A 25,023-nucleotide genomic window follows, 5' to 3' on the forward strand; every position below is an offset into this window, starting at 1 on the left:
ACACACATAAACAGGGTCGTCACTATGTCAACATATCGTTTAAATACACTTGCAGCGGCAGTTGCATTTGCAGTATGCGCACCAGGCGTTGCTATCGCGCAAGAAGCCCCCGTTCAAGCTGCTAAAAATATTGAACAAATATCTGTATTAGGCTCTCGGGTGTCTAATCGCACCTCAACAGAGTCATCTTCACCAATAGATTTAATAGACTCAGATGATTTAAATAAAGGCGGTTACACTGAGCTTGGCCAAAGCCTACAAGCTACAGCACCGTCATTTAACTTTTCGCGTACGCAGGTGTCAGATGGTTCTGACTTATTTAGACCTGCTACACTTCGTGGTTTACAACCCGATCAAACGCTGGTATTGGTCAATGGTAAACGCCGTCATAATCAATCTATTTTTGGTCTTAATGGGACGGTTGGTGCTGGTGCTGCCGGTACCGATATGAACGCAATTCCGTTAACTGCGCTTAAAGGCGTTGAAGTACTTCGTGATGGCGCAGCGGCAAAGTATGGCTCCGATGCAATAGCGGGTGTAATCAACTTATCACTTAATAATTCAACAGGTGTAACAACGGGCTTTGTTCAGTATGGCGGCACAAGCGAAGGCGACGGCGACACAGTTACCGCAGGTTTAAACCGTGGTTTTGAGTTAGGGAACGAAGGTGGTTTTATTAATTTATCACTAGAATACCGAGATGCTGACGGGACTAACCGTGCAGAACGCGATACGGGGGGGTCGTTAAATGTAGAGCCCGGAACGCTTTCAGAGGATGTTCGCTGGGGACAGGGTAACGCTGATAGCGAATTCACATCGCTGTTTTACAATATGGCACTGCCTGTTGGCGATAGCGAACTTTACTCGTTTGGTGGGTTCTCAGAACGAAGCGCGTTAGGTAATGGTTTTTATCGTAACTTTAACGAAGCGTCTAAAAACGTGACTCAAGTATACAGTGATGGTTTTTTACCGCGTATATACAATGAAGCACAAGATCTTTCATTTGCAATAGGGTTTAAAGGGGATATAAACCCAGATTGGACTTACGATGTGTCGGCTGTATATGGTGAAAACCAATACGATTTTACCTCTCGTAATACCTTAAATGCGTCTTACGCTGCCGAGTACTTATTTAATAACCCTGATGCAAGCGATGCTGATATTGCAGCTAATGCAGGCCCAACCGGTGGCTATTCCGGTGGATTTAGATTTGATCAAACTACATTTAATGCCGATTTTAACGGCATTGTAGATATTGGTCGCAGTGAACCATTATACGTAACTATTGGCGCAGAATACCGTAAAGAAAATTACGAAATAGTACCAGGTAGCCAAGCGTCGTATGCTTGTGGTTTAGCTAATACTGATACTTCTTATCCGTCAGTCAATGACGAAAATCAATTTGCGCAGTGTGGATTTCAGGCGTATAACGGCCTACGCCCAGAAGCGGCAAATAAAAGTGATCGAAATAGCTACGCGATATTTGTTGATGTAGAAACGATGATCACAGATGCATGGAACGTTAGTGGTGCACTTCGCTATGAAGACTTTTCAGATGCGGGTGACGATTTAATTGGTAAACTAGCGACACGTTACGAGTTTAATGATGACTTTGCTGTTCGTGGTGCGGTATCAACTGGCTTTAGAGCGCCTTCGCTTCAGCAAAGCGGTTATACAGCTTTTACAACCAACCTAGGATCGGATGGCTCGTTAACTCAGTCGTTTACTGCTAACACAGGCACGGCATTTCCAAGTGCGTTAGGGGTTGATACTTTAGAGCTTGAGACTTCAACTAACTACAGCGCGGGATTTGTTTACGATGTAAGCAGCGAGCTTTCACTTACAGTTGACTTTTACCGTGTGGAAATTAAAGACCGCATAACGTTAGGAAGTTTGTTATCGGCTGACGACGTATCGTTTAGCCCAGATGCGCTTGCTGCGCTTCAAGCTACAGGCGCAGTACAGGCTAATTACTTCTCAAACTCCGTTGATTCTACTACACAAGGTGTTGATATTATTGCTTCATACCGTACTGAGATCGACGGGGCTAATTTGGGTGTTACTTTTGCTGGTAATTTGAACGACACTAAAATTGATAACGTAAATGCAGAAGAAGGTATTCCAGAAGCGGTTGCCTTTGATGACTTACAACGTAGCTTTTTTACTGATGGACAGCCAAGTGAGCGTGCCACGCTGACATTTGATTATGCGCGCGACGCATATACTTCAACACTTCGTTTTAATTACTTTGGCGAAACCGATGTAAAATACTTTGGTAACGACCATATTTCATTACCGGGAGAGCTTTCTCCAACGGGGTCGTTTAAACCAACAAGTACAGTTGAATCAGCAGTGTTGGTTGATGTAAACGTAAGTTATGACATTAATGAGATGTTTACGCTTTCTGTTGGTGCCGACAACGTATTTGATGAAACACCCGATGAGTTAGGTGATGACGAAGTACTTAACTTTATTACCAATGGTGCGTTTAAATACCCTGTACGTGCATTGCCTTATGGCTTTGACGGGCGTACATATTATGCAAAAGTAAGCTTTGAATTTTAATTACTTGAGCTAAACCTGTTACTAAGCGCAGTTATTTACTGCGCTTTTTTATGTTTATTTATTATGAAAAAAGAGCGTTGTGTAATGATAAAAACACTTGCAAGCTTGAAAATTAGGCATACAATCGCCACTTCTTAAGGTTCTTATTGTTATAAATAGTTAGGAAATAAAATGGCTAAAAAATCGAAAAGCAAAGCCGCAAATAATAGTGCGGTAGACACCGGCCGAGGTGTTATTAATCATAATGCGCTGGCGGCTTTAGTAACCTCTAAAGTGTTTAAACCTCAAGTGGTAAAAGCTAAAAAAGGCAAAGGCTCGTTTAAACGCAATAACAAACACGTAGGACGAGAGTCTTATTTAATCGCGGCTTAAATAGCACCGATCAAATAAGACTTTTAACTACCTACTTTTGCCGCAGCATGCGGGTAAGTGTGTTGTCTTTATCTATAATATGGTGCTTTGAGGCGCCTACGATATGTAAATTTAACGCAATAAGAAGTGCATTTGCTGTATGAGCTCTAGCCCGAACAAAGCACGTCTCAACCTTTTTGTAATTTATTGATCTTTATTAAAAATGCACAAAGAGAAGGGAATGAGGAGTAAATGAGAAGTGAAAGCTGTAGGCGCTAAGCTTGCTCGTGCAAGATGCTATTTATTTCTCTAAAAGCGAAGCGCTTCTAAACCCTTTTGTGATTTATTGATCTTTAATACAAAAATGCACAAAGAGAAGTAAATGAGGAGCAAATGAGAAGTGAAAGCTGTAGGCGCGAAGCTTGCTCGCGCAAGATGCTATTTACTTCTCTAAAAGTGAAGCGTCTCTAAACCTCTTTGTGAATAATGGGCTTTATTTACGCGCTATCGCTTGTCACGCCAGCAAGCTGTGCGTCTACAAGACAATTGACCCGATCATAACTTTAGCGACCTTCCTTTATAGTATTTGCGATGGTTTGTGATGGGTTCTCACCAAACAACTGAGTGTAATCTTTAGTAAATTGACCTGCATGCCAAAATCCCCAGTTTGCAGCAATAACAGAAATTGGCTTAGTTTGCCCAACTACTTTAAGTTCACGCCTTACATTATTTAAACGTGTTAAGCGTAAAAATCGCAGCGGGTTAATACCTAAAATACTTTCAAAACTATACTGTAAAGTACGCCGACTTACATGCGTGAGTTCGCATAATTGTGTAATAGTCACTGTGCTTTGTGGATCAGCTTTGATATGTGCTTTTACTTTGTCTACTACGGCTTTGCGATGCTTATAACTTGGCGCAATGTTGTGCTGCTGACTTTCAGTTTTTAATAAATTTAGCGCAAGCATGTAAAGCATTTCTTGTTGTAAATTGGCGTTTAAGCCATGGGCATCATGATTAACCATGCTGTTAATAATACTGCGCGCTCTGTTAAGAGTTGGGCTATTTACTGTGAGTCGCTCTGCGCCAAATGCATTCATGTTTTGTAAATTAATACCTTGCAGTTGCGCCATGTATTCAATTGATTGCCAGTTAATGACTACCCCATAAATATTAAATTTTTCAGGTGTTATTAATTCAAAATCGCTGTGACTACTGCGGCACATAAATTGGTTACTTAGAACATCTAAGCCATTAATTTTACTTTCGCACGATGTTTTAGGGATCCCCAACCAAATAGAGTCTTCGGCAATAACACATTGCTGGCGAAGCGCACGCTCTGTGTACTCTTCAAATACGTGAATATTAGAATGAGCAACGCCTTCAATACAACCAAAAAAGCCACCCTCACTGACTTGATCATACTTTTGTTGCCAATTGATGAGGTTACTTGCTTGCTCATCAATGTCGTGAGTATCCACTTTGCTCTTTTGTGGTGCGTTTGATAAATGCTGATGCGCCATTTTGGGTTTGCTCTTTATTTTTATATTGCTTATTAAGAAACTTTAACCGTTTATAAACTCTTTTAAGTTACTGAATTATTGTGAAAAAACCGATTTGCCAAAATTCGATAGTGCTTTGGTACGAATTAAGCTTTTAGTATTTAAATTAAACATAATTGTAAATAGTGCTGCAGCAAAACCTGTACCAAGGTTTGAAAGAGTTAAATGAGGTAAAAAATGGGGCAAACGTATCGTTACACGCTTGGTACACAAACTTATAAATTTAGAGATTTAGCCCAGTTAATGGCTAAAGCTACGCCGCCGCGGTCGGGCGATAGGTTGGCAGGAGTTATTGCGCAGTCGGCGCAGGAACGAGCCGTAGCACAAATGACATTAGCAGAGGTGCCACTTAAAACATTTTTAAATGATGCGTTAATTCCTTACGAAGATGACGAAATAACACGCCTAATTATGGATGAGCACGATGCGAATGCATTTTTGACCATTTCACATTTAACGGTCGGAGATTTTCGTAATTGGCTATTGAGTGATTTTGCAACTCCTGCGGTACTTGCAAGCGTCAGGTCTGCTATAACTCCCGAAATGGCGGCAGCGGTTAGCAAAATTATGCGTAATCAAGATTTAATTTTAGTTGCTAAAAAGTGCCATGTAACCAGTGCATTTAGGAATACAATTGGTTTGCCAGGGCATTTATCTACCCGCTTACAGCCTAATCATCCAACCGATGATATTAACGGGATTGCGGCTAGTATGCTGGATGGTCTGCTTTACGGAAATGGTGACGCGGTAATAGGTATAAACCCTGCCACCGACAATGTTGCTCAAGCCATTAAGCTAATGACGCTTATGGACGATGTAATCCAAAAATATGAAATTCCAACGCAAAGCTGTGTGCTTACCCATGTAACTAATACGATTGAGTGTATAGAAGCTGGCGCACCGGTTGATTTGGTTTTTCAGTCAATAGGCGGCACAGAGGCTACAAATTCAAGCTTTGGTTTTAATTTAAATACGTTAGCAGAGGCGCAAGACGCTGCGCTTAGCTTAAAACGAGGCACGGTTGGTAATAATGTAATGTATTTTGAAACCGGACAAGGCAGCTCGCTTTCGGCCAATGCGCACCACGGGCTTGATCAACAAACTTGTGAGGCGCGTGCTTATGCTGTGGCGCGAAAGTTTAACCCTTTATTAGTTAATACAGTTGTGGGCTTTATTGGCCCAGAATATTTATTTGACGGTAAGGAAATTACCCGCGCAGGGCTTGAAGATCATTTTTGCGGTAAGTTACTCGGTATCCCTATGGGGTGCGACGTGTGTTACACCAATCATGCTGAAGCCGACCAAAACGACATGGACAATTTACTTACACTACTAGGTGTAGCGGGATGTTCATTTGTTATGGGTATCCCGGGCTCTGACGACATTATGCTTAACTACCAAACTACCTCGTTTCACGATGCGTTGTATGTACGTCGTGTTTTAGGTTCAAAACCTGCCCCAGAGTTTGAGGCGTGGTTAAGCAAAATGAAAATAATGCAAAATACTCAGGACATCATTTTAGCCAATACAATCCCAGAAGCGTTTGCCAAGCCGCTGAATGCAATAACAGGGGGGAGCTAATGGCAAGTAATCCTAAAACCCTCAATGCAAACACTGATCATAAAAGTAATGGCAAGGTGGTACATAATCCGTGGAGCGATTTACGCCGCTTTACCGATGCCCGTATAGGCCTTGGTAGAGCGGGTATTAGTCTACCGACCTCAGAAATGCTGGCGTTTCAGTTATCTCATGCGCAAGCCCGGGATGCTGTTGGCTTTGCGCTTAATATTAACGAAATGTCATGCAGACTGAGCGATTTAAATCCAGCAGCACCTGTTTTGCATCTACGCAGTCAAGCGGATGATCGTACTACTTACTTACAGCGTCCCGACTTAGGACGTAAGTTAAACCAATCAAGCCGCACAACATTAGCTAGTTTTATGGCAGATCAAAAGCAACACACTGAGTCTAAATATGATTTAGCTATTGTTGTGGCTGATGGGCTTTCTTCTTTGGCTGTTCAACAAAATACACAACCATTTATTAGCGAACTACTAGAACAGCTAGGCGAAAGTCAGCAATTAAAACTAGCGCCAATAACGTTAGTAGAACAAGGGCGTGTAGCCATTGGCGATGATATTGGTGAGTTGTTAAATGCGCAAATAGTCATGGTACTTATAGGTGAACGACCAGGGCTGAGTTCCCCAGATAGTTTGGGGCTTTATTTAACTTGGGCGCCAAAAGCAGGGTTGAGCGATGCGTGCAGAAATTGTATTTCAAATATTCGACCCGCTGGGTTGTCGTATGAAGAAGCCGCCCGCCGTACTGTGTATTTATTACGCGAAGCAAAAAAGCTCAAATTAACAGGCGTTAACCTAAAAGATCGAACACAAGACGATGTAATTGAACATCAACAACCTAATACCAACTTTTTAATTGCCAAATAATAAGCAATTAAAAAATCAAAACAATAAAAATCAAGCATCAACGGAGAGAACAATGTCGAACAATAACTCAGAATACCTTGCCAAAAGGCAATTAAAAAGTGGCACTGCAGGTTGGTTACTGCTAGCCGGTTTGGGGGTGTCGTATGTCATATCGGGCGATTTTGCTGGTTGGAATTTTGGCATAGCTGAAGCTGGTTGGGGTGGGTTTGCCATTGCCGCAGTATTAATGGCTATTATGTATTTAACATTGGTACTTTCGCTTGCTGAGATGTCGGCTGCTATTCCAGCCGCAGGTGGTGGATATAGCTTTGCCCGCCAAGCAATGGGTCCCGCTGGTGGCTATTTAACAGGCCTTGCCGTATTGATTGAATACGCGCTTGCGCCGGCTGCTATTGTTATATTTATTGGCTCTGCGGTAGAAGCATTAACTGGGTTTAATGGTCCATGGATTTATGCGCTGTTTTACTTGGTATTTGTGGGCATTCACTTAGCGGGTGTAGGTGAGGCACTAAAAGTAATGATGGTAATAAGTGGTTTAGCGGTGCTTGCTATTGTTGCCACTGCGATTGCGCTTGTTGCTAATTTTGATGCAGCTAATTTATTTGATGTGGCGGTCAGCGACGCCGCTGGCGCAACTGAGTTTTTACCATTAGGTTGGTATGGCGTATGGGCCGCACTGCCATTTGCTATGTGGTTATTTTTAGCCGTTGAGGGTGTCCCACTTGCTGCAGAAGAAGCAAAAAATCCCGCTAAAGATGTGCCAAAAGGCATTATTGGAGCAATGGTATTTTTACTGTTCACTGCATTGTTAGTCGTGGTGTTAGTGCCCGGTGCTGCTGGTGCCAACGCCATGGGAGCAAGTGCAGTACCTTTGGTTGATGCGCTGAACGCCACGGGTAATACAAGCTTAGCCACGGTGGTCAATATTTTAGGCTTAGCGGGGTTGGTCGCATCGTTTTTTTCTATTATTTATGGTTATAGCCGTTTAGTGTTTGCCCTTTCACGAGCGGGTTATTTACCACAATCTTTGTCAATTACTACAAAGCGTAAAGTACCGGCTCGTGCGTTAATAGTGCCTGCTATTTTTGGTTTTATTGCCTCACTAAGTGGTGAAGGTGATTTAATGTTGGCAATGGCGGTTGTGGGTGCAACGGTTTCTTACGCATTAATGGCATTAAGCCATATTATGCTGCGTATAAAGCAACCTGAATTAGTCCGCCCTTATAAAACGCCAGGCGGTGTTGTTACCTCGGGTATTGCACTTGTATTATCACTTGTTGCACTTACCGGTGTATATGCCTTTGACCCTCGCGCGTTTTTATACACCGTAATTTTATTTGCATTCGGAGCGGCGTATTATTTTGGATACAGTTCTAAGCGCTTAGTAGCTAAAACTGCAGATGAAGAGTTTGCTATGTTAGCTGATGCAGAATCTGATTTAGCAATGGCGGTAAACGAGGGGTAATAAACGTTTAGGAATACCAATCTTCAATAATACTTAATCATTTTACGGAGCTAAACGTGTCGTTACCTTCGTTAAAAAATTCTCATTTAGAATAACTAAATAACGATTTTTGCCTTGCGATCAACACGTTATTCTACCCTCAAAGTAGAACAGTTAATCAAGCGAATTGGTATAAAGCGATAAGGCAGGCTAAAAAAGTGTTTTAGCCTGCTTCTTTTGAATTAGTCAATATGGGCAGTTGAGTCTCTAACTACCAGTTCAGGGGTATATTGCTTGATAATGTCGCGGTCGTTGCCATTACGAATTTGCGCAATTAATAAATTAGCAGCATCTTGCGCTATTTGATTGTTAGGCTGGTGGGCGGTAGTAAGCTTAGGCCATGTTTGGCGCGAAAATGGGCTATCTTCAAAGCCTGTAATTGATAATTGACTCGGTATGTCAATTTCCATTAAGCGCGCTGCAAATAGCGCACCTGCGGCGATTTCATCGTTACAAGACACAATAGCGGTTGGCCTGTTGGTTTGATTTATTAATGCTTTTGCCCCTTCAACACCTGACTCAAACGAGTACTCTCCGGCAATGATCAACTGCGAGTCTATTTCAATGTTATGCTGCGTTAAAGCTGCTTTGTAGCCCTCTAATCGTTCTTTAGTTGAGTTATGCTCTGAGCCACCTGCTAAAAAACCAATACGACTGTGGCCATTATTAATTAAATGCTCAGTAATAGATTTTGAAGCGTAGTTATCGTCAATCATAATACACGGGGTTAACGTATCTGGTGCGCTGTGGCCCGATAGTATGCGCACAACTTTAATATTTAACTGCGTGAGTTTTTCTACAAAATTGGGCATTTCTGAAAAGGGCGGTGTGAGTAAAATACCAGCAATTCGCGTGCGTTTTACCATGTCGGTAATTTCATCTATTATTCGTGTCTCTTTCGCATCGCATGGGTGAATGAGTAATTCAAAACCTTGTTTTTTACAGGCATCTAAAATACCTCTTTGCATGTCTATGATGTAATAGGCATTAGGATTATCGTAAATATAGGCAATACTGTAAGCCTTTGTTCCTGCAAGGCTTCTTGCTGCTAAGTTTGGATGGTAGTTTAGCTTTTCAACCGACGCCATGACTTTTTCACGCGTATTGTCACGCACAGACGCTTCGTTGTTTATTACTCGTGATACCGTTTTTATCGATACCCCTGCATCTTTTGCCACGTCGTTTATTGTTGCTTTCATAAGCTTAATAGACCTTTAATATTATTTTTTTTGGCACTAATTTATTAGTTAATATCGACAGTTAAAATAGCGGTAACTGCGTATTAGATATTATTTTTAATGAACAAATTATAAAGACATCCGTTGAGATTGATAGTTAATTTATTGAATGGGCATCGCAGATCATGAAAATTCTAAAATTTTTTATAAAAATATGACTAATTTATTATTTATTAAATACAACACATTATGTAATTTGTATGATTTATTATGTAAATATTTTGTATCTTTTTTGCGCTCGTATGTAGCTATGAAAATAAAAACGGTGTAAAGTCGCTCCGTAATGACAACGCTGTCATGTTGTTTAACACAAAATATCATGACACCGTAGCGCGTTGTTTATTTGTAAAAAATACTGACACTCAGACACTAGAACACTAAAAAAAATGAAACACCAATAAGGGGAAACCAATGTCAAATTCACTGTTTAAAAAGGGAATGCTAGCTAGTTCAATTGCACTTATTTTATCTGGTAGCTTATCTGCTGCGGCCATTGCACAAGATGCGCAATTAGCACAAGAAGAAATGGAAGTTATTGAGGTTAAAGGGATCCGCAGTTCACTAAAAGAAAACCTTAATGCAAAACGCTTTTCTTCAAATGTGTCAGACGTGATCACGTCTGAAGACATTGGCAAGTTCCCTGACAAAAACGTTGCTGAAACACTGTCTCGTATTACTGGTGTTGCAGTTAGCCGTGAATTTGGTGAAGGTGAAAAAATCAGTATTCGTGGTGCTGGCCCTAAATACAACCGAACATTGTTAAATGGTCAAACAGTGGGTACTGCTGATTGGTTTATTTTAGATGAAGCAAACCGAAGCTTTAACTACACCATGCTACCGTCAGTTATTGTAAAAGGGCTTGAGGTGAATAAATCACCTGTTGCAAGTATTGATGAGGGCTCTATAGGGGGCACTATTGTACTTAAAACACGCCGCCCATTGGATATGGATGCAAACTCAGTCAGTTTGTCACTAGAAGGGCAGTATTCAGAAACATCTGGCGAAACAGACCCACAATTAGCGGGAATGTATTCGTGGAAAAATGACGATGAAACATTGGGTGTTATGGTATCGGCTGTTAAGCAAGAACGTAATTTAGAGCGTCAGGGTTTTGAAGTGCTAGGTTGGGTTGAAAGCGACGATGATGAGTATCTTGTGCCTCGTAACATTGGCGCACCTAAATTTATTCAAAGCCGGGAGCGCGAAACCTTATTTGCAACCCTCCAATACGCACCTAACGATAACTTATTAATGACGTTAAATTATCTAGATTCGCGAATGGATGTAGATAACCAAAATTCTAACTTAATTAATTTTGCGTTTGGCGACCGCGCTGAAATTATTTCTAATGCGACTAAAGTTAAAAATGGCGCTATTTTAGCATCAAGTGCAGGCGGTAATTATGCTTACAACTACATCAACCGCGTATCAAGTACTGAAACAGATCAAGTTCATCTTGATATTGACTACCAAGGCGACGGTTACAGCCTTAATTTTGAGCTAGGTAAAACCGCAGCGAGCGGTGGCACTTACCGTGAAACGTCTTGGGAATATGTTGCTGTTGGCTCAGGCTATGATTACGACTTGACGGGTACACCCAATGTAAATGTGGGTGTTAACGCCGCCGATGGTAATAACTTTGCAGCTGGATGGATTTGGGGCGGTGCTAAACCGACTACCGATGAAGAAACCTTTGCTCAAGCAGATTTAACATACGATGTTGAATTTGGCCCATTCACAGCAATAAAAACAGGTATTAAATATCGCCAAGCAGAGCGTACTCAAGGGCGTCATGCTTATAGTTGGCATGCACCATTTGCCGATGGTGGTGCAAATTCAGACAATTATCTTGATCACATTTTTGACACTTGCCCAACGCTTGCAACGTGTGACTTAGATGCCAATGGCGCTACAAGTATTGATGCTGCTGTGACTGGTAATATTACTGAGCAAGTTTCACATAACCGTGAACTAATGGAAGAAATTGCCTTTAACGGTTTAAACGGAATATCTGCCAGTTATGCGATTCACGATAATTTAGCCGAAATTTGGGAAGTAGAAGAAGATATTTTAGCGCTGTATGTACAAGGTGATTTTTCTGGAGAGGGTTTCAGAGGTAATGTAGGTATGCGTTATGTAAGCACCGAGCAGACCTCTTATGGTTATGAGTTTTCAGGTGATTCGTGGGGCTTAAATACAATTAATGGTGATTGGCTAACGCCAAGCGTTTTAAACTGGGTAAGCCAAGATAATGACTACGCTGAGTTTTTACCAAGCTTTAACATTGCTTTTGATCTAACTGAAGAGCAAATACTCCGTATAGGTGCTGCACGTGTTATGGCTCGTCAAAACTGGGCCGATATTTCGTCGTCAGAAACCTTTGGCTCATTAACCGGTGGTCGTGGCACAGGTAGTCGTGGTAATCCAAACTTAGCACCCACTATTTCAAATCAGTTTGATTTGTCATGGGAGTGGTATTACAACGAGGCATCAATGCTATCGGTTGCTTACTTCGCTAAAGACTTAAGTTCTTTACGCTCTACCGTTACCGTAACAGAAGATCGTTATGATCAAGAAAACGAAGTATTTGTTCCTGTTGATTTTGCACAGCCGGGTAATGGACTAGGTGGCACAATTCAAGGTATTGAGTTGGGATTACAACACGATTTTGGTGGTTTTGGTGTATCAGCGAACTATACATACACAGATGCAAGCGCTGATGAGCAGCGAGATACAAATCAGGTTGGAAGTGGCTTAGTCGAAGGGACATCGAAAAATATGCTTAACTTAATGGCATATTACGAAAATGACGCTTACCAAGCGCGCATTATGTATAACTACCGAAGCGACTGGTATAAAGGTCTTCACTTTAATGGTGATGAGCTTTTCAATGACGCCTTTGGCCAGTGGGATGCAAGCGCCTCTTATAATGTAAATGAATACGTTACGCTTACTTTAGAAGCGGTTAACTTAACAGATGAAGAAATTGTTGAGTACAACACGAATGAAGAACGCATTATGTCTATTTACTCTAATGGACGCCGTTATGTGGCAGGTATTCGTGTTAACTTTTAAGTTAATATGAATAAGCATTTCAAAAGCCGAGTTTAGCTCGGCTTTTGGTTATTAATCACCTTGATACAAATTATGGTCTTTAATTATGCGTGCTTTAAAACAGGTAGCAACTTGGCATAATGTAACTCCAGCTATGTTTAAAAACGACATAGCACCACTAGCCGAGCCCGCCATTTTAAAAGGGTTAGTAAGTGATTGGCCGTTAGTAAAGCAAGTAACTAGCTGCACAGGCGAAAACCCTCATGCTTGGCTTAACATGTTAAGCGATCACTATGTGGGTGGCAGTGTTCGAATGGCTGAAATACCGCAAAGCGAATCACCTCAGTTTTTTTATAACAAAGCGCGTGATGGATTTAACTTTACCCGCAAAGTTGCACCTTTTATGCAATTTATGCGGGTGTTGTTACAAAATGCAGAGTTAATAAAGGCGGGTAATAACCCTGGTGCTGTTGCTATTCAAAGTGCCCCTGTTGTTGATTATTTTAATGACCTTGCAACAACTCACACTATGGCGTTATTTGCAGATAAACCAAAGCCGCGATTTTGGCTGGGTAATCAGTCAACGGTGGTGGCTCATTATGATGATGCAGAAAATATTGCCTGTGTAATTGCTGGTGAGCGCAAGATTACTTTGTTTGCGCCGCATCAAATCACAAATTTATATGTAGGCTCTATTGAGCATACGCCAGCGGGTGCGCCAGTTTCAATGGTGGATTTAAATAATCCCGATTTTGAAAAATTCCCCAAGTTTAAGCAAGCACTCAATGAGGCACTTGTCGCTCAGCTACAACCGGGAGATGCATTATATATTCCTACCTTGTGGTGGCATCATGTAGAGGCATTAAGCCCTATAAATATGATGATGAATTATTGGTCGGGCGGGTCTATTGCAAAGAATAGCGAACCCGTGCCAATGGATGCATTATTGTTATCAATTATGACCATTAGAGACTTACCCACAGCACAAAAAAAAGCGTGGCAGGCTTTTTTTAACTACCATATTTTTGACTTTGAAAAGCCGCAAAATCAACATATTCCTGAACAGCTTAAAGGAATTTTAAATCCGCTTACAAGTCAACAACGAGCGCAAGTTAAGCAGTGGCTTATCAAACAGCTCAGTTAATAGATTAAAGGATACAGGCAATGACACTCAATTCATTACTGATAGCAGGCTGTATAGCATTGAGCTTAACAGCGTGTCAGGACACAATAACACACAAACAAAATGTTGAGCTGGTTAAAGCGAGTAATACCGCAATAGAGTCACTCGCTAACATGTTACAAATACAGTATGAACAAGTCGATAATAGACCGTCAGAATACTGCGATAAAACCATTGAAAACGGTAATTGCTTTGAAGCAAAGCTACACATTAAGGCAAGTGGTGCCGTTAATGTGGATGGTTGGAAAATTTACTTTAGTCAAATCACGCCTATTCAACAGGCTCTCAGTGATGAATTTACTATTACTCATGTCAATGGGGACCTTCATGTAATTGAATTAAAAGAGGCGTTTAAGGGGTTTAAAGCAGGCGAAACTAAAACTATTACGTTTTATGCTAATTTTTGGTCGTTATCGCACAGTGATGCAATCCCAAATTATATTTTGGTTAACCACAATGAGTACGCCAAGGTAATTACGAGCACTAAGCCCACTGTTGACCCTGAGACAGGTTTAGAGTTATTACCTCATGTTGTACCTTATAGTGATTACGAGCGACAATTTAAGCGTACAAAAAACGATGAGACACAATGGCTGACAGCAGAACGGTTGTTTGAGCGAAACACAAAGTATGATTTTTCACCTTATTTAAAAGATGAAAATAAACAAGTAGCACAGCACATTATTCCTACCCCAACTCAGGCTACATTTAGTCAAACACAACAGCTAGATATTAGCCAAGGCTTACGCTTTAACCTTAATGGTGTAAGTGAAAAAGGGGTAACTGCGGCCATTGAGCGACTTAAATTATTGGGTATAACGACGAGTGCATCTGGTATCGCGGTAAATCTTAATTTATCACCCACAAAAGATGGCTCACAAGGTAGTTATAGATTAGCGATTAACGCCAATGAAATAAATATAAGCGCCACTGATGACTCAGGTGTGTTTTATGCCTTGCAGAGCTTGGCGAGTTTATACCAAGTAAACAATACAACATTGCCAATAGGTCAGGTAAATGATGCTCCTCATTATGAATTTAGAGGCGTGTTGGTGGACGTTGCCCGTAACTTTCGAGACAAAGCATTTATATTAAAGTTACTTGATCAAATGGCTGCCTATAAGCTTAACAAACTACACTTACATTTAGCCGATGACGAAGGTTGGCGTTTAGAAATCCCTTCTCTTGAAGAGCTTACCGATGTTGCTTCAAAACGCTGTTTTGATCTCTCAGAGCAGCAGTGTTTAATGCCACAACTTGGCGCTGGCATAGATACTTCTAGCCAGGTTAATGGTTTTTATTCTGTGGATGATTACCAAGAAATCCTTAAATTTGCGAGTGCGCGACATATTAAAGTTATTCCCTCATTAGATATGCCAGGTCATTCGCGAGCGGCTATTAAGGCTATGCAGGCTCGTTATAATAAGTACATAAAACAGGGTGATAAACAAAAAGCTGAACAGTTTTTACTTTATGATCCGCTCGATACCACCGTATATTCTTCGGTACAGCATTACAACGATAACACCATCAATGTATGTTTAGATTCATCGTATGAGTTTATACGCGAGGTTATGGAGCAAGTTAAAATAATTCATAACGAAGCGCAGCACCCGCTAACGCGTTATCACATAGGTGCAGATGAAACGGCGGGTGCATGGGTGTCGTCTCCAGCGTGTACTGAGTTTATTAAACAAAATAATTTGCCGTTTACCAAAGCTGAACAATTAGGCAGCTACTTTATAGAGCGTGTGTCAAACATGTTAGCTGACATGAATATTGAAACAGCTGCATGGAGTGATGGCCTATCGCATACTAACCCAAATAATATGCCTGACATTGTGCAAGGTAATAGTTGGGATTTGCTGATGTGGAATGGCCACCAGCGCGCGCACCAATTTACTAATCGTAATTGGCAGGTAGTGGTGTCATCACCAGATGTTTTATATTTTGATTTCCCCTATGAAGCCGATCCTCAAGAGCACGGTTATTACTGGGCTTCAAGGCATATTAATACAGAAAAAGTGTTTCAATTCATGCCTGATAATTTACCCGCGCACGCCGAATTTTGGCTAGACAGAGAAGATAGACCTTACACCGCAGACGACACGATTATAAAAAATGATGCAGGTGAGGTTGAGTTTGCACCGCTTGCAAAGGGTAAACAATTTATTGGTATTCAAGGTCAGCTATGGAGCGAAAATACCCGTACCAATAATATGGCTGAGTATAAGCTTTTTCCTCGTTTATTATCTTTAGCACAACGCGCATGGCACAAAGCGCAATGGGCGGTGCCTTACGATCATAATGGCTTTGTTTATAGTCGAAATACGCAGCGTTTTACGCCTTCACTGAAGCAGCAGCGAGACCAACAATGGTTAACATTTGCCGCCAGTTTAGGGCTTAAAGAGTTTAATAAGTTAGAGAGGGCAAATGTACACTTTCGGATTGCTAACGCAGGAGCCAAAATTGAAAACGGCATGTTGTACGCTAACGTTGCTTACCCCGGTTTGCTAATAGAATATATGCAAGCTGGAGGACAATGGCAGACGTATAATGCGCCGGTAAAAGTAACTCAAGATGTGTGGGTGCGTTCCAAATTACCTATATCAGGTCGTGTTAGTCGTACATTAAAAGTAACACAGCCGTAGCATGCACACCCCCTTAAATTATAAGGGGTGTAGAAACATAATTTAAATAAAAACTAAATAATGACAACGCTGTCATTTGTGTTAGTATAAGATTCATCCGCTCTGGCAGCGTGTTTTATTTTGAGTGTTATGCAACACGGTCGAACAAGTAAAGAGGCAAAAATGATCACCAATACAATTAACAATGAACTCTTTGTTGGGATCGATGGGGGCGGCACTAAATGTAAAGCAATTATCGTTAACAGCGCGAATGAAATTTTAGGAACGGGTATTGCTGGGCCCGGTAACCCTTTACATGGATTTACACAGGCCATTAATTCTATAGAGCAGTCTGCCCAATTAGCTCTTAATGATGCAGGTTTAAATGAAACCCCTTTGTCTTACTTAGTAGCAGGTGTGGGGTTGGCGGGTGTTAACTTACCAAGCCTACATAAACAAATGATGCATTGGAAAAGCCCCTTCAAAACAATGTATTTAACTACCGATTTACTTATTGCTTGTATGGGTGCACACCAAGGTGATGATGGTGCAGTGATAATTGCGGGTACGGGTTCGTGTGGTTTTTCATATGTTAAAGGACAGTCGTTTATGATTGGCGGGCATGGCTTTCCGCATGGCGATAAAGGAAGTGGTGCATGGATTGGTTTTACAGCATGCCAAAACGTGTTGTTGAGCTTAGATAAGCTAATGCCTAATAACATGCTGACTGAATGTGTTTTAAAGTATTTATCGGTCAATGATGCCATGGAGTTAGTTGAAATTATTGCAAATAAACCCGCTGCATTTTTTGCTCAATTAGCCGGGTGTGTATTTCAGTCAGCTGCGGCAAACGACGATATTGCTATTAGTATTTTAAAAGAAAGCGGTGCCTATTTGAGTGACATTGCTCGTCGATTATTAGCTAAAAAATCACCAAGATTATCTTTTATAGGTGGATTGTCTTCGGTTATGACGCCTTGGCTAGATAAAGATATTCAAGGTGTTTTATCTGCACCTTTATCATCTCCCGAAATGGGATCAGTACTTTACGCGAAACAACAGCAAGTTAACTACAGCAGTCAGGAGCTATGATGTATCACACATTAATGGAAAAAGAAGCGGCGCAAACGCCTGAAGTCATTAAACAGCAAATTCTTGCTAATCAGCCTCTAGTAGAAAAAATTGGCCAAAAGCTACGTGATATTGCACCAAAAATGGTGATGATCATCGGTCGTGGTTCGTCAGATCATGCTGGAGTATTTGGTAAATATTTAATAGAAATTGAAGCCGGTATCCCTGTTAGTTCAGCGGCGCCATCGGTTGCCAGTGTGTACGGTAAAACACTTAAACTTGATGGTGCATTGGTGATTGTTATTTCTCAATCAGGACGAAGCCCAGATATTATTGCCCAAGCTAAAATGGCAAAAGAAGCTGGCGCATACTGTATTGCACTGGTAAATGATGAGGCGTCACCGTTAAAAGACATTGTTGATGATTTTATTGGGCTTAAAGCGGGAGATGAAATATCGGTTGCGGCGACTAAAAGTTATTTATCTACGCTGTCAGCTTTAGTGCATTTAGTTGCTAATTGGACTCAAAATAACGACTTATTACAAGGGTTAAAGCTGTTACCTGAAGCATTAGATGCAATCATTGACTCACCAGTACAACTTCAGCCAGACGCATTTTTGCCGGTTAAAAACATGGTTGTATTAGCGCGCGGCTTAGGGTTTTCAGTCTCTAAAGAAATGGCATTAAAACTCAAAGAAGTGTGTGCTATTCATGCAGAGGCATTTAGTAGTGCAGAATTTTTACACGGCCCCGTTACATTAGTTGAACAAGGTTTAGTGATTTTAAACTGCACGGTAGAAGATGAAACCGCATACTCTCACCAGCAGCAAATAGCAGACGTAACCCAGCGCGGCGCTCAAATTATCAACCTTACTCAAAATGGGATTGCAGTGCACCCACGTTTAGCGCCGTTTTTAGTGCTGCAGCGTTTTTATTTAGATATTGCCAAAGTGGCTGTTAAGCGAGGCTTTAACCCCGACGAGCCCAAAGGGCTTAAAAAAGTAACAAGGACATTATAAATGTCAGTTCAACGTATTTTGGTTGCAACGCTGTTTGATGGTGATCAGTTTTTAAAAGAAAAAGTGCTCACAATTGACGCGGGTGTTATTACCGCTATTGATGATAAAACTAATAATGTAGATGAAACCTTATCAGGCTTAATTACCCCTGGGTTTATAGATTTACAGGTAAATGGTGGTGGAGGTGTATTGTTTAACCGAGCACGCAATGCATCAGAGGTTAAACGAATGCTTATGGCGCACGCTAAGTATGGCACAACAGCCATGCTGCCTACTTTAATTACCGATACAGTTGAAGTTATGCGTCAAGCGGCTGATGTAATAGCCGATGCGATTGTTAAACACACACCTGGCATTATGGGCATTCACTTTGAAGGGCCGCATTTATCTATAGCTAAAAAAGGGGCACATAGCGAAGAATTCATTCGTCCTATTTCAGATGATGAGTGGCAAGTTTTATCGCGCAAAGATATAGGCAAAGTGGTGGTTACATTAGCCCCTGAAAATGTACTTCCAAGTGATATTACTCAAATGCGTGAGTTAGGCATACATGTTTGCTTAGGCCATACAAATGCGTGTTTTGAGCAGGCACAAAGAGCCGTTGATGCTGGCGCTACAGGATTTACACATCTATACAACGCAATGTCACCTTTGCAAGGGCGTGAGCCGGGTGTTGTGGGGTGTGCTTTGTTAAATGATAATGCCTATTGTGGCTTAATTGTTGATGGTCATCATGTTGATTATGCTACATGCCAAGTAGCACTAAAAGCTAAACCTAAAGGGCGTGTGTTTTTAGTGACCGATGCAATGCCACCTGTGGGTACAAATGAAACTGAATTTGCTTTTTTCGATCGAACAGTAACACTTAACCAAGGTAAGTTAACCTCAACAACGGGGGAGCTTGCAGGCTCTGTACTTGATATGGCAACGGCTGTGAAAAATAGCGTTGAGCATTTGCAGTTGCCACTATCAGAAGCACTAAAAATGGCATCTTTATACCCAGCACAGTATATTAACTTACCCACAACACATGGAAGGTTAATTGTTGGCAGCCCTGCTAATTTTGTTCAACTCGATACAAACCAACAGGTTATAAGCACGTGGATTGGTGGCGAGCAGCTTTTTAAAAAATGATAATAAATATAAATAAAGGAAAAATAACATGACAACAAATGTTATGGATACACCTAAAAGCAGTAGCATACTGCCCATGGCTATTGTGGCAGTATTATTTTTTATACTGGGGTTTGCAACGTGGCTAAATGGTTCATTAATGCCTTATTTAAGCCAAATATTAAAGTTAACGCCATTTCAGGGATCGTTAATTTTATTTTCGTTTTATATAGCGGTGACTTTTACAGCGTTACCATCGGCAATGTTAATTAAAAAAGTTGGTTATAAAAACGGTATGGCGATGGGCATGGGGTTGATGATGATTGCCGGCTTGTTATTTATTCCTGCTGCGATGTCGCAAGTTTTTCCTTTATTTTTGTTGGCACAGCTAGTGATGGGCGCAGGACAAACATTGCTTCAAACTGCGGTTAATCCCTATGTTGTAAGGCTTGGGCCTGAAGAGTCTGCAGCGGTTCGTATTAGTATTATGGGCATACTCAATAAAGGGGCGGGTGTTATTTCACCCTTAGTGTTTACCGCGTTAATTTTAAGTAATTTTACAGATACAGTAGGCACTGAGCTTAGCCAGCAACAAGTTGATGACATGGCGAATGGTCTTATTCTTCCTTATTTAGGTATGGCACTATTTATTGGACTATTAGCGTTTGCCGTTAAAAAATCACCATTACCTGAACTTATTACTGACGATGCTGAGCAAACAAGAGGTAGCAGTGAAATAAGCGAAACGTTATCTCACCCTAACTTAGTTTTTGGGGCGATTGCCATTTTTTTATATGTTGCAGTAGAAGTTATTGCTGGCGATACCATTGGTACTTTTGCGCTCTCTCTTGGCGTTGCTAATTATAGTGTGATGACCTCCTACACCATGATCTTTATGGTGTTTGGCTATATTTTGGGTATTTTGCTTATTCCCAAGTTTATAACTCAACAAGCAGCCCTCACAATATCAGCCGTATTAGGTATTGCTATTACCTTGTGCATTTTATTAATTGATGCACAGTCGTTTATGATTGCTAACGCATTATTAATACCATTAGGCGGCGCTAATTTACCCGATGTATTACTACTTATAGCGTTTTTAGGCTTAGCAAACGCCATTGTTTGGCCCGCGGTATTTCCACTTGCGTTGTCTGGGCTTGGAAAACTAACAAGCACAGGCTCTGCGCTTTTGGTTATGGGGATAGCCGGGGGGGCGTTTGGTCCAGTTTTATGGGGATTATTAAGCGGGTTTACTTCATTACAAACAGGGTATTCGGTGTTGTTACCATGTTATTTATTTATTTTATTTTATGCCGTAAAAGGCCATAAAATGAAAAAGTAATAACGTCCACCAGCGACCCAAACCCCAGTGCACTTTGCAGTATAAAGTGCACTGATGCTTAACTAACCTGAGCTCTGGCGAGGGGTACATTGATTACCCACAGCTTAAGTTAACTATTACACGTTAACTTAGGCGCGTTACTTTTAGTTTTATCCTGCCTGCATTGGCACCATAAAAGCGGCTTAAGTCATTGGCGAAAGGACTAAATTCACCTGATTTAGTAATAGTCACCGTAGCGCCATTAGCTATTTTAAATAAAAATTCTTCGTTATCATTAATTGCGCCAACTAATGAGAACCACTGAGCATCTGGAAGTCGTCTGAATGGTTCAAGTAACGCCATTGGAATTTCTTTAACGCCTAATTGCACGTCATCGCGATGCCATCCCTTAGGTGTACACTTTATGCCGTCGTCAAACCAATGTTGATCAGGGTAGGGAGTAAAGCGATAGGTTGCACCTTGCTCAAGCATTAAGCCCGTTTTGTTATAAAACTCACTGGCGAATACCACCACATCTTGGCTTTGGCCAATACTTAATACGCTCATATTTTGGTTGGCAAGCGTAATGTGCGCACTTAAGCCGGTAAAACTTAAGGTGCTGTTGTCACTGTAGCTAACGTTGTATGACTGCTTTTTAAGTGACTCTGGACGGTAGCTGGTGAGCTTATTAATACGTGTAGCCACACTGTGGTGAACTAATGGCCTAATATTACTCGCTTCGTTATCCACCAGCACAAAGCACTCTCTATCTACCAGCTTAAAGAACGAGTTTAACCAAAAGTAATTTTGCTGGTGGCTAAGAGCAAGTGAGTCGGGGATAACAGTGAGATCGTCTTGTGCAATTAAATTACTATCGGGAAGAAGAGTTTTGTAGTTAATATCGTGACTTGTTAACAATGAAATAGCTAATGGCTGCTCAATAATCCACTCAAGTGCATAACGTAAGCAAATATCAGCTAAACCATCACGGTAGTACCCACCGCCAATGTCTGAATGCGCGCCTGCAAACCACAGTTCAGTAATGTTATTTTGATGGTTCATCAGCGTAGGCTCAAACGCACGGCGTTTTTCATCAAGTGCAACGCAGTGCAGTGCTTGTGAAATATTATTAGCAATGGTGTGGTTTTCAAAAATAACGTGCTCTGCGCCGCGTGTCGCTTTACTCACTTTTGATAAGCCAATTGAGGCCACGGTATCAAATACACATACGTACACATTATTACTAATCAAAGGTTCCAGAATTTTTGCAAAACGCCTAGCGAGAGCGCCACCTCGGCTAAAACCGGTAAGTAAAAGGGTATCGCCTAGTTGGTAATGCGTTTTAAAATCACGCATGGCTTGATTTAAAATACTGGCAACATCGTCACCACGTGGCGCTAAAGTTTGATTTAAAATGCGTTTTAACCGGCTACCTTTAGTGCCAATACCTTGATAATAAAAGCTCAATTGTTGCGAGAAAGGTGTAGTGGGGGAACCATCAAGTTTGCCGCCTAATAACAAGTGCAGCTTAACAATATTAGAAATACTACTGTCTTCTTTAAAATGGTCTGAGCTAAATTGGTCTGCGTCACGGGGCTCATTTCCTGTGCCATCAAAGTTAAAAACTAGTGTTTTTCCCGTCATTGCCCTAATCCTTTAATTGTTTTAAATACTCTACACATGCAATGTTAAATATTAAAGACATTAAATGGCACGCTAAGTGGCGTTAGCGTGCTTAGCGGGTTATTTAGTGATTATCAAACATATAATGATTTAGCTCTGTGCCCAGGCCAGGCTTAAGCGCTGGGTTTAGCTGAATTAACTGTTGATAAACTTCAGGGTAAAACATTTTTAATCTGGCAACGCGGGCTAAGTGATTGAGCTCAAATTTTTCAACAAGCTGTAAAGCTAAAGGAATCATTGGGCTTAACTCACCTTTTGTATAACTTTGCTCTAGTGCTAAGTCGAGTATATCTACACCAAGCTTACTGGGAACAGTCGGTATTTTATTATCAATTAAAAATTGTACTATATCGTTTGAGGCAAACATTGCCTGTATGTATACGTCGCGGCCAAATATGTCGGTAATCGAAAAATCAAAACCAGCTTGTTTTAGCTTTTGCCAATGCTCAAGCGGAAAACGACTTAATCTTGCTAAATCACTTGGTGGCTTAGGTTCAATTCGGTTTTCCCAGATCGTTATAAAGTCATGAGGCTCTAATAGCAGTAATGTAAAAAGTGTATCAGTTTCTGTTTGAGTTAATGGTGTACTAAGGCTGTACTCATAAGCTTTTTGGTAATTTTCTTTAGACAAATATTCGCTGAAATCGCTATGACTTCTATCGTTTGAAAGCTGATTACTTAGCATACTCCACCAGTAATTAACTAATACGGGGTCTTGTTCTTGCAAAACATATTCGAAGTTATTACCGTGCTCTTTTTTTACCTCTAGCACCGTATTATATGCTTGCATAGTAGAGTGTAATTGCTCAGTATCACTTAACTGCTGCTGTAATAGTTCACAGTTTTGCCTATTATTATCTAGATCTTTCTTTTGTTGCTTCAAATTCACTAAAAAGCGTGCAACATCAGAATTATCGGGGTCACTCACTTGAGGTATTGTGGTGTTGTCTATTTTACCAATAGAATTAAAGTAAGCATATTGCTCAGGGTTTTTCTGCGCATTAATATAGGCGCCTTGCTGGTAAATAAAGTCACTTACAAAAAAAACGCCTTTGTTATTTGGATCGTCATTAGCATTACCGCTATGAGCTTTATAGCCCTGCTCTGTAAGGTAGTTTAACATTTGAGTATGCTTTGCATCTAAAGGGGCTAGCGTTAAGTTACCACTTTTAGGCAGGTTTACTATTGCAACATCTAAACCCGTAAATAAGCCTGGCTGATTGGTTGGTGTTACGCCTAGTTGTTGCAATGCTTTTACAAGCGGTAAATTAAACTGGCTTACGGCAATATCAGCTATGTTATACAAAACAGATTTTTCTTCGTATAGCGGCATAGCATTCAGTGCCGGCACCTGCTTTATAAGCGTAAAAATATACTCATTAGGAATGTTGTTTTTAATCGCAGTAGCCACTTCATTTACTGTAAATTGGTTAGATGAAATTGCTTGCTCAAACTCTTTTGGGGTAAATTTATTTGCATTGAGTACAAACAATGTAGCCGGGGAAATAACCTCACTGCCCTCAAGTTTAATAAACGTTTTAGAGTAAGTGGTAAATGTATCAGTGTTGTTTAATAAAGCATAAAGGGTTTCTTTTTGTACATTTTCATCAAGCGGTACGCTCATAGAAAGCCCTGGAGGGCTATGCTTATTATCTCCAAGCTGTTGAATCATTTCTTTTACTTTATCATTGGTGAAACCTTTAATTGCCTCAATGCCTTGCCAATTAGCTAACTCGTTTAAAGAGCTAGTAATATTAAGCTGCTGTTTTTGCTCTGCAACTATGGCATCTCTTAAAAGGGCAATGTATTGACGCTTATAGATTTCTGATAGGTTTGCATACTTTAAAAGCGTAGGAACCAACGTCCCTTTTTTAAGCTCAATTACAAAAAATGAAACAAGCGATTGGTTTAAATTATTTATTTTTATATGTTGTTGCTGTGATTGATCTCTGCAAAGGCGAATATCTTTTTTTAGATCTATGACTATTCGTAGCGGTGTGCCTTCTGCGGGCTGCTTTTTATTAACTAAATTAGGCTCAGTGGCATTAGGTGCAGCCACGTTGTTCTGCTCTACAGCTGCTGTGTTAGGCTGGGTTTTAAATAAATATACTGCCAAAGCCGCTATAATTATAAGTCCGATAAGTAGCTTTTTCATAACCGCCAATCCCTTGATGTTATTAAAATATTCTCACATCGTACTACTTTAGGTACGCAAAGTGCAAAAAAGCTTTAAGAGAGAATACTTATTAACTGTTAAAGCTTTTTGTGGTGTTGTGAGCGTA

Annotated in this window: 16 protein-coding genes; 12 read left to right on the plus strand and 4 right to left on the minus strand. The window is 40.8% G+C overall.

The features are described 5' to 3' along the window. The first annotated feature begins 24 nt into the window (after window positions 1-24). A complete protein-coding gene (locus MTF67_RS06710; protein WP_248519080.1) occupies window positions 25-2,565 on the plus strand; it encodes a TonB-dependent receptor in 2,541 nt (846 codons plus the stop codon). Between the two features lie 171 nt (window positions 2,566-2,736). Next, window positions 2,737-2,937, plus strand: coding sequence for an alternative ribosome rescue factor ArfA (gene arfA / locus MTF67_RS06715; RefSeq protein WP_006793520.1), 201 nt, complete (start codon window positions 2,737-2,739; stop codon window positions 2,935-2,937). Between the two features lie 542 nt (window positions 2,938-3,479). On the opposite strand, the gene MTF67_RS06720 is transcribed toward arfA, so the two are convergent. Next, window positions 3,480-4,439: a helix-turn-helix domain-containing protein gene (locus MTF67_RS06720; RefSeq protein WP_248519081.1), complete on the minus strand. Its 960-nt coding sequence runs from the start codon at window positions 4,437-4,439 to the stop codon at window positions 3,480-3,482. A 216-nt stretch (window positions 4,440-4,655) separates the two neighbouring features. Here MTF67_RS06720 and MTF67_RS06725 point away from each other — a divergent pair, with 216 nt between their 5' ends. The 3 genes from MTF67_RS06725 to eat are packed head-to-tail and all read left to right on the plus strand — an operon-like array spanning window position 4,656 to window position 8,390. Next, on the plus strand, window positions 4,656-6,059 hold the full coding sequence (locus tag MTF67_RS06725; RefSeq protein WP_248519082.1) for an ethanolamine ammonia-lyase subunit EutB: 1,404 nt from the start codon (window positions 4,656-4,658) through the stop codon (window positions 6,057-6,059). Next, window positions 6,059-6,925 carry an ethanolamine ammonia-lyase subunit EutC gene (gene eutC / locus MTF67_RS06730; protein WP_248519083.1) on the plus strand — a complete coding sequence of 289 codons (867 nt, stop codon included), beginning with the start codon at window positions 6,059-6,061 and terminating at the stop codon, window positions 6,923-6,925. Before MTF67_RS06725 ends, eutC begins: the two co-directional genes overlap by 1 nt. Window positions 6,926-6,977: 52 nt before the next feature. Continuing rightward, the gene (gene eat, locus MTF67_RS06735; protein ID WP_248519084.1) at window positions 6,978-8,390 is read left to right on the plus strand and encodes an ethanolamine permease; all 1,413 of its coding nucleotides are present in this window, start codon (window positions 6,978-6,980) and stop codon (window positions 8,388-8,390) included. Window positions 8,391-8,611: 221 nt separating this feature from the next. Here eat and MTF67_RS06740 read toward each other — a convergent pair whose 3' ends face one another. Continuing rightward, a complete protein-coding gene (locus MTF67_RS06740; protein WP_006793525.1) occupies window positions 8,612-9,628 on the minus strand; it encodes a LacI family DNA-binding transcriptional regulator in 1,017 nt (338 codons plus the stop codon). Window positions 9,629-10,078: 450 nt separating this feature from the next. Here MTF67_RS06740 and MTF67_RS06745 point away from each other — a divergent pair, with 450 nt between their 5' ends. The 7 genes from MTF67_RS06745 (at window position 10,079) to MTF67_RS06775 (ending at window position 21,079) form a co-directional block, all read left to right on the plus strand. Further along, window positions 10,079-12,742 (plus strand): TonB-dependent receptor, encoded by a 2,664-nt coding sequence (locus MTF67_RS06745; RefSeq protein WP_248519085.1) that lies wholly within the window; start codon window positions 10,079-10,081, stop codon window positions 12,740-12,742. Window positions 12,743-12,827: 85 nt separating this feature from the next. Continuing rightward, window positions 12,828-13,865, plus strand: a complete 1,038-nt coding sequence (locus MTF67_RS06750) for a cupin-like domain-containing protein (protein WP_248519086.1) — start codon at window positions 12,828-12,830, stop codon at window positions 13,863-13,865. A gap of 20 nt (window positions 13,866-13,885) precedes the next feature. Further along, window positions 13,886-16,555, plus strand: a complete 2,670-nt coding sequence (locus MTF67_RS06755; RefSeq protein ID WP_248519087.1) for a family 20 glycosylhydrolase — start codon at window positions 13,886-13,888, stop codon at window positions 16,553-16,555. A 162-nt stretch (window positions 16,556-16,717) separates the two neighbouring features. Continuing rightward, window positions 16,718-17,626 (plus strand): BadF/BadG/BcrA/BcrD ATPase family protein, encoded by a 909-nt coding sequence (locus MTF67_RS06760; protein WP_248519088.1) that lies wholly within the window; start codon window positions 16,718-16,720, stop codon window positions 17,624-17,626. Next, complete coding sequence (locus MTF67_RS06765) at window positions 17,626-18,624, plus strand: SIS domain-containing protein (protein WP_248519089.1); 999 nt, start codon at window positions 17,626-17,628, stop codon at window positions 18,622-18,624. Before MTF67_RS06760 ends, MTF67_RS06765 begins: the two co-directional genes overlap by 1 nt. Beyond that, entirely contained in the window at window positions 18,625-19,758 is a 1,134-nt protein-coding gene (gene nagA, locus MTF67_RS06770) for an N-acetylglucosamine-6-phosphate deacetylase (protein WP_248519090.1), read from the plus strand. A 28-nt stretch (window positions 19,759-19,786) separates the two neighbouring features. Continuing rightward, complete coding sequence (locus tag MTF67_RS06775) at window positions 19,787-21,079, plus strand: sugar MFS transporter (protein ID WP_248519091.1); 1,293 nt, start codon at window positions 19,787-19,789, stop codon at window positions 21,077-21,079. 123 nt (window positions 21,080-21,202) lie between these two features. Here MTF67_RS06775 and MTF67_RS06780 read toward each other — a convergent pair whose 3' ends face one another. Next, the gene (locus tag MTF67_RS06780) at window positions 21,203-22,702 is read right to left on the minus strand and encodes a DUF2235 domain-containing protein (RefSeq protein ID WP_248519092.1); all 1,500 of its coding nucleotides are present in this window, start codon (window positions 22,700-22,702) and stop codon (window positions 21,203-21,205) included. 103 nt (window positions 22,703-22,805) lie between these two features. Further along, entirely contained in the window at window positions 22,806-24,896 is a 2,091-nt protein-coding gene (locus tag MTF67_RS06785) for a cupric reductase (protein WP_248519093.1), read from the minus strand. Window positions 24,897-25,023: the final 127 nt, after the last annotated feature.

Source organism: Pseudoalteromonas sp. 2CM32C, assembly GCF_023161925.1.
Classification (GTDB): domain Bacteria; phylum Pseudomonadota; class Gammaproteobacteria; order Enterobacterales; family Alteromonadaceae; genus Pseudoalteromonas; species Pseudoalteromonas marina.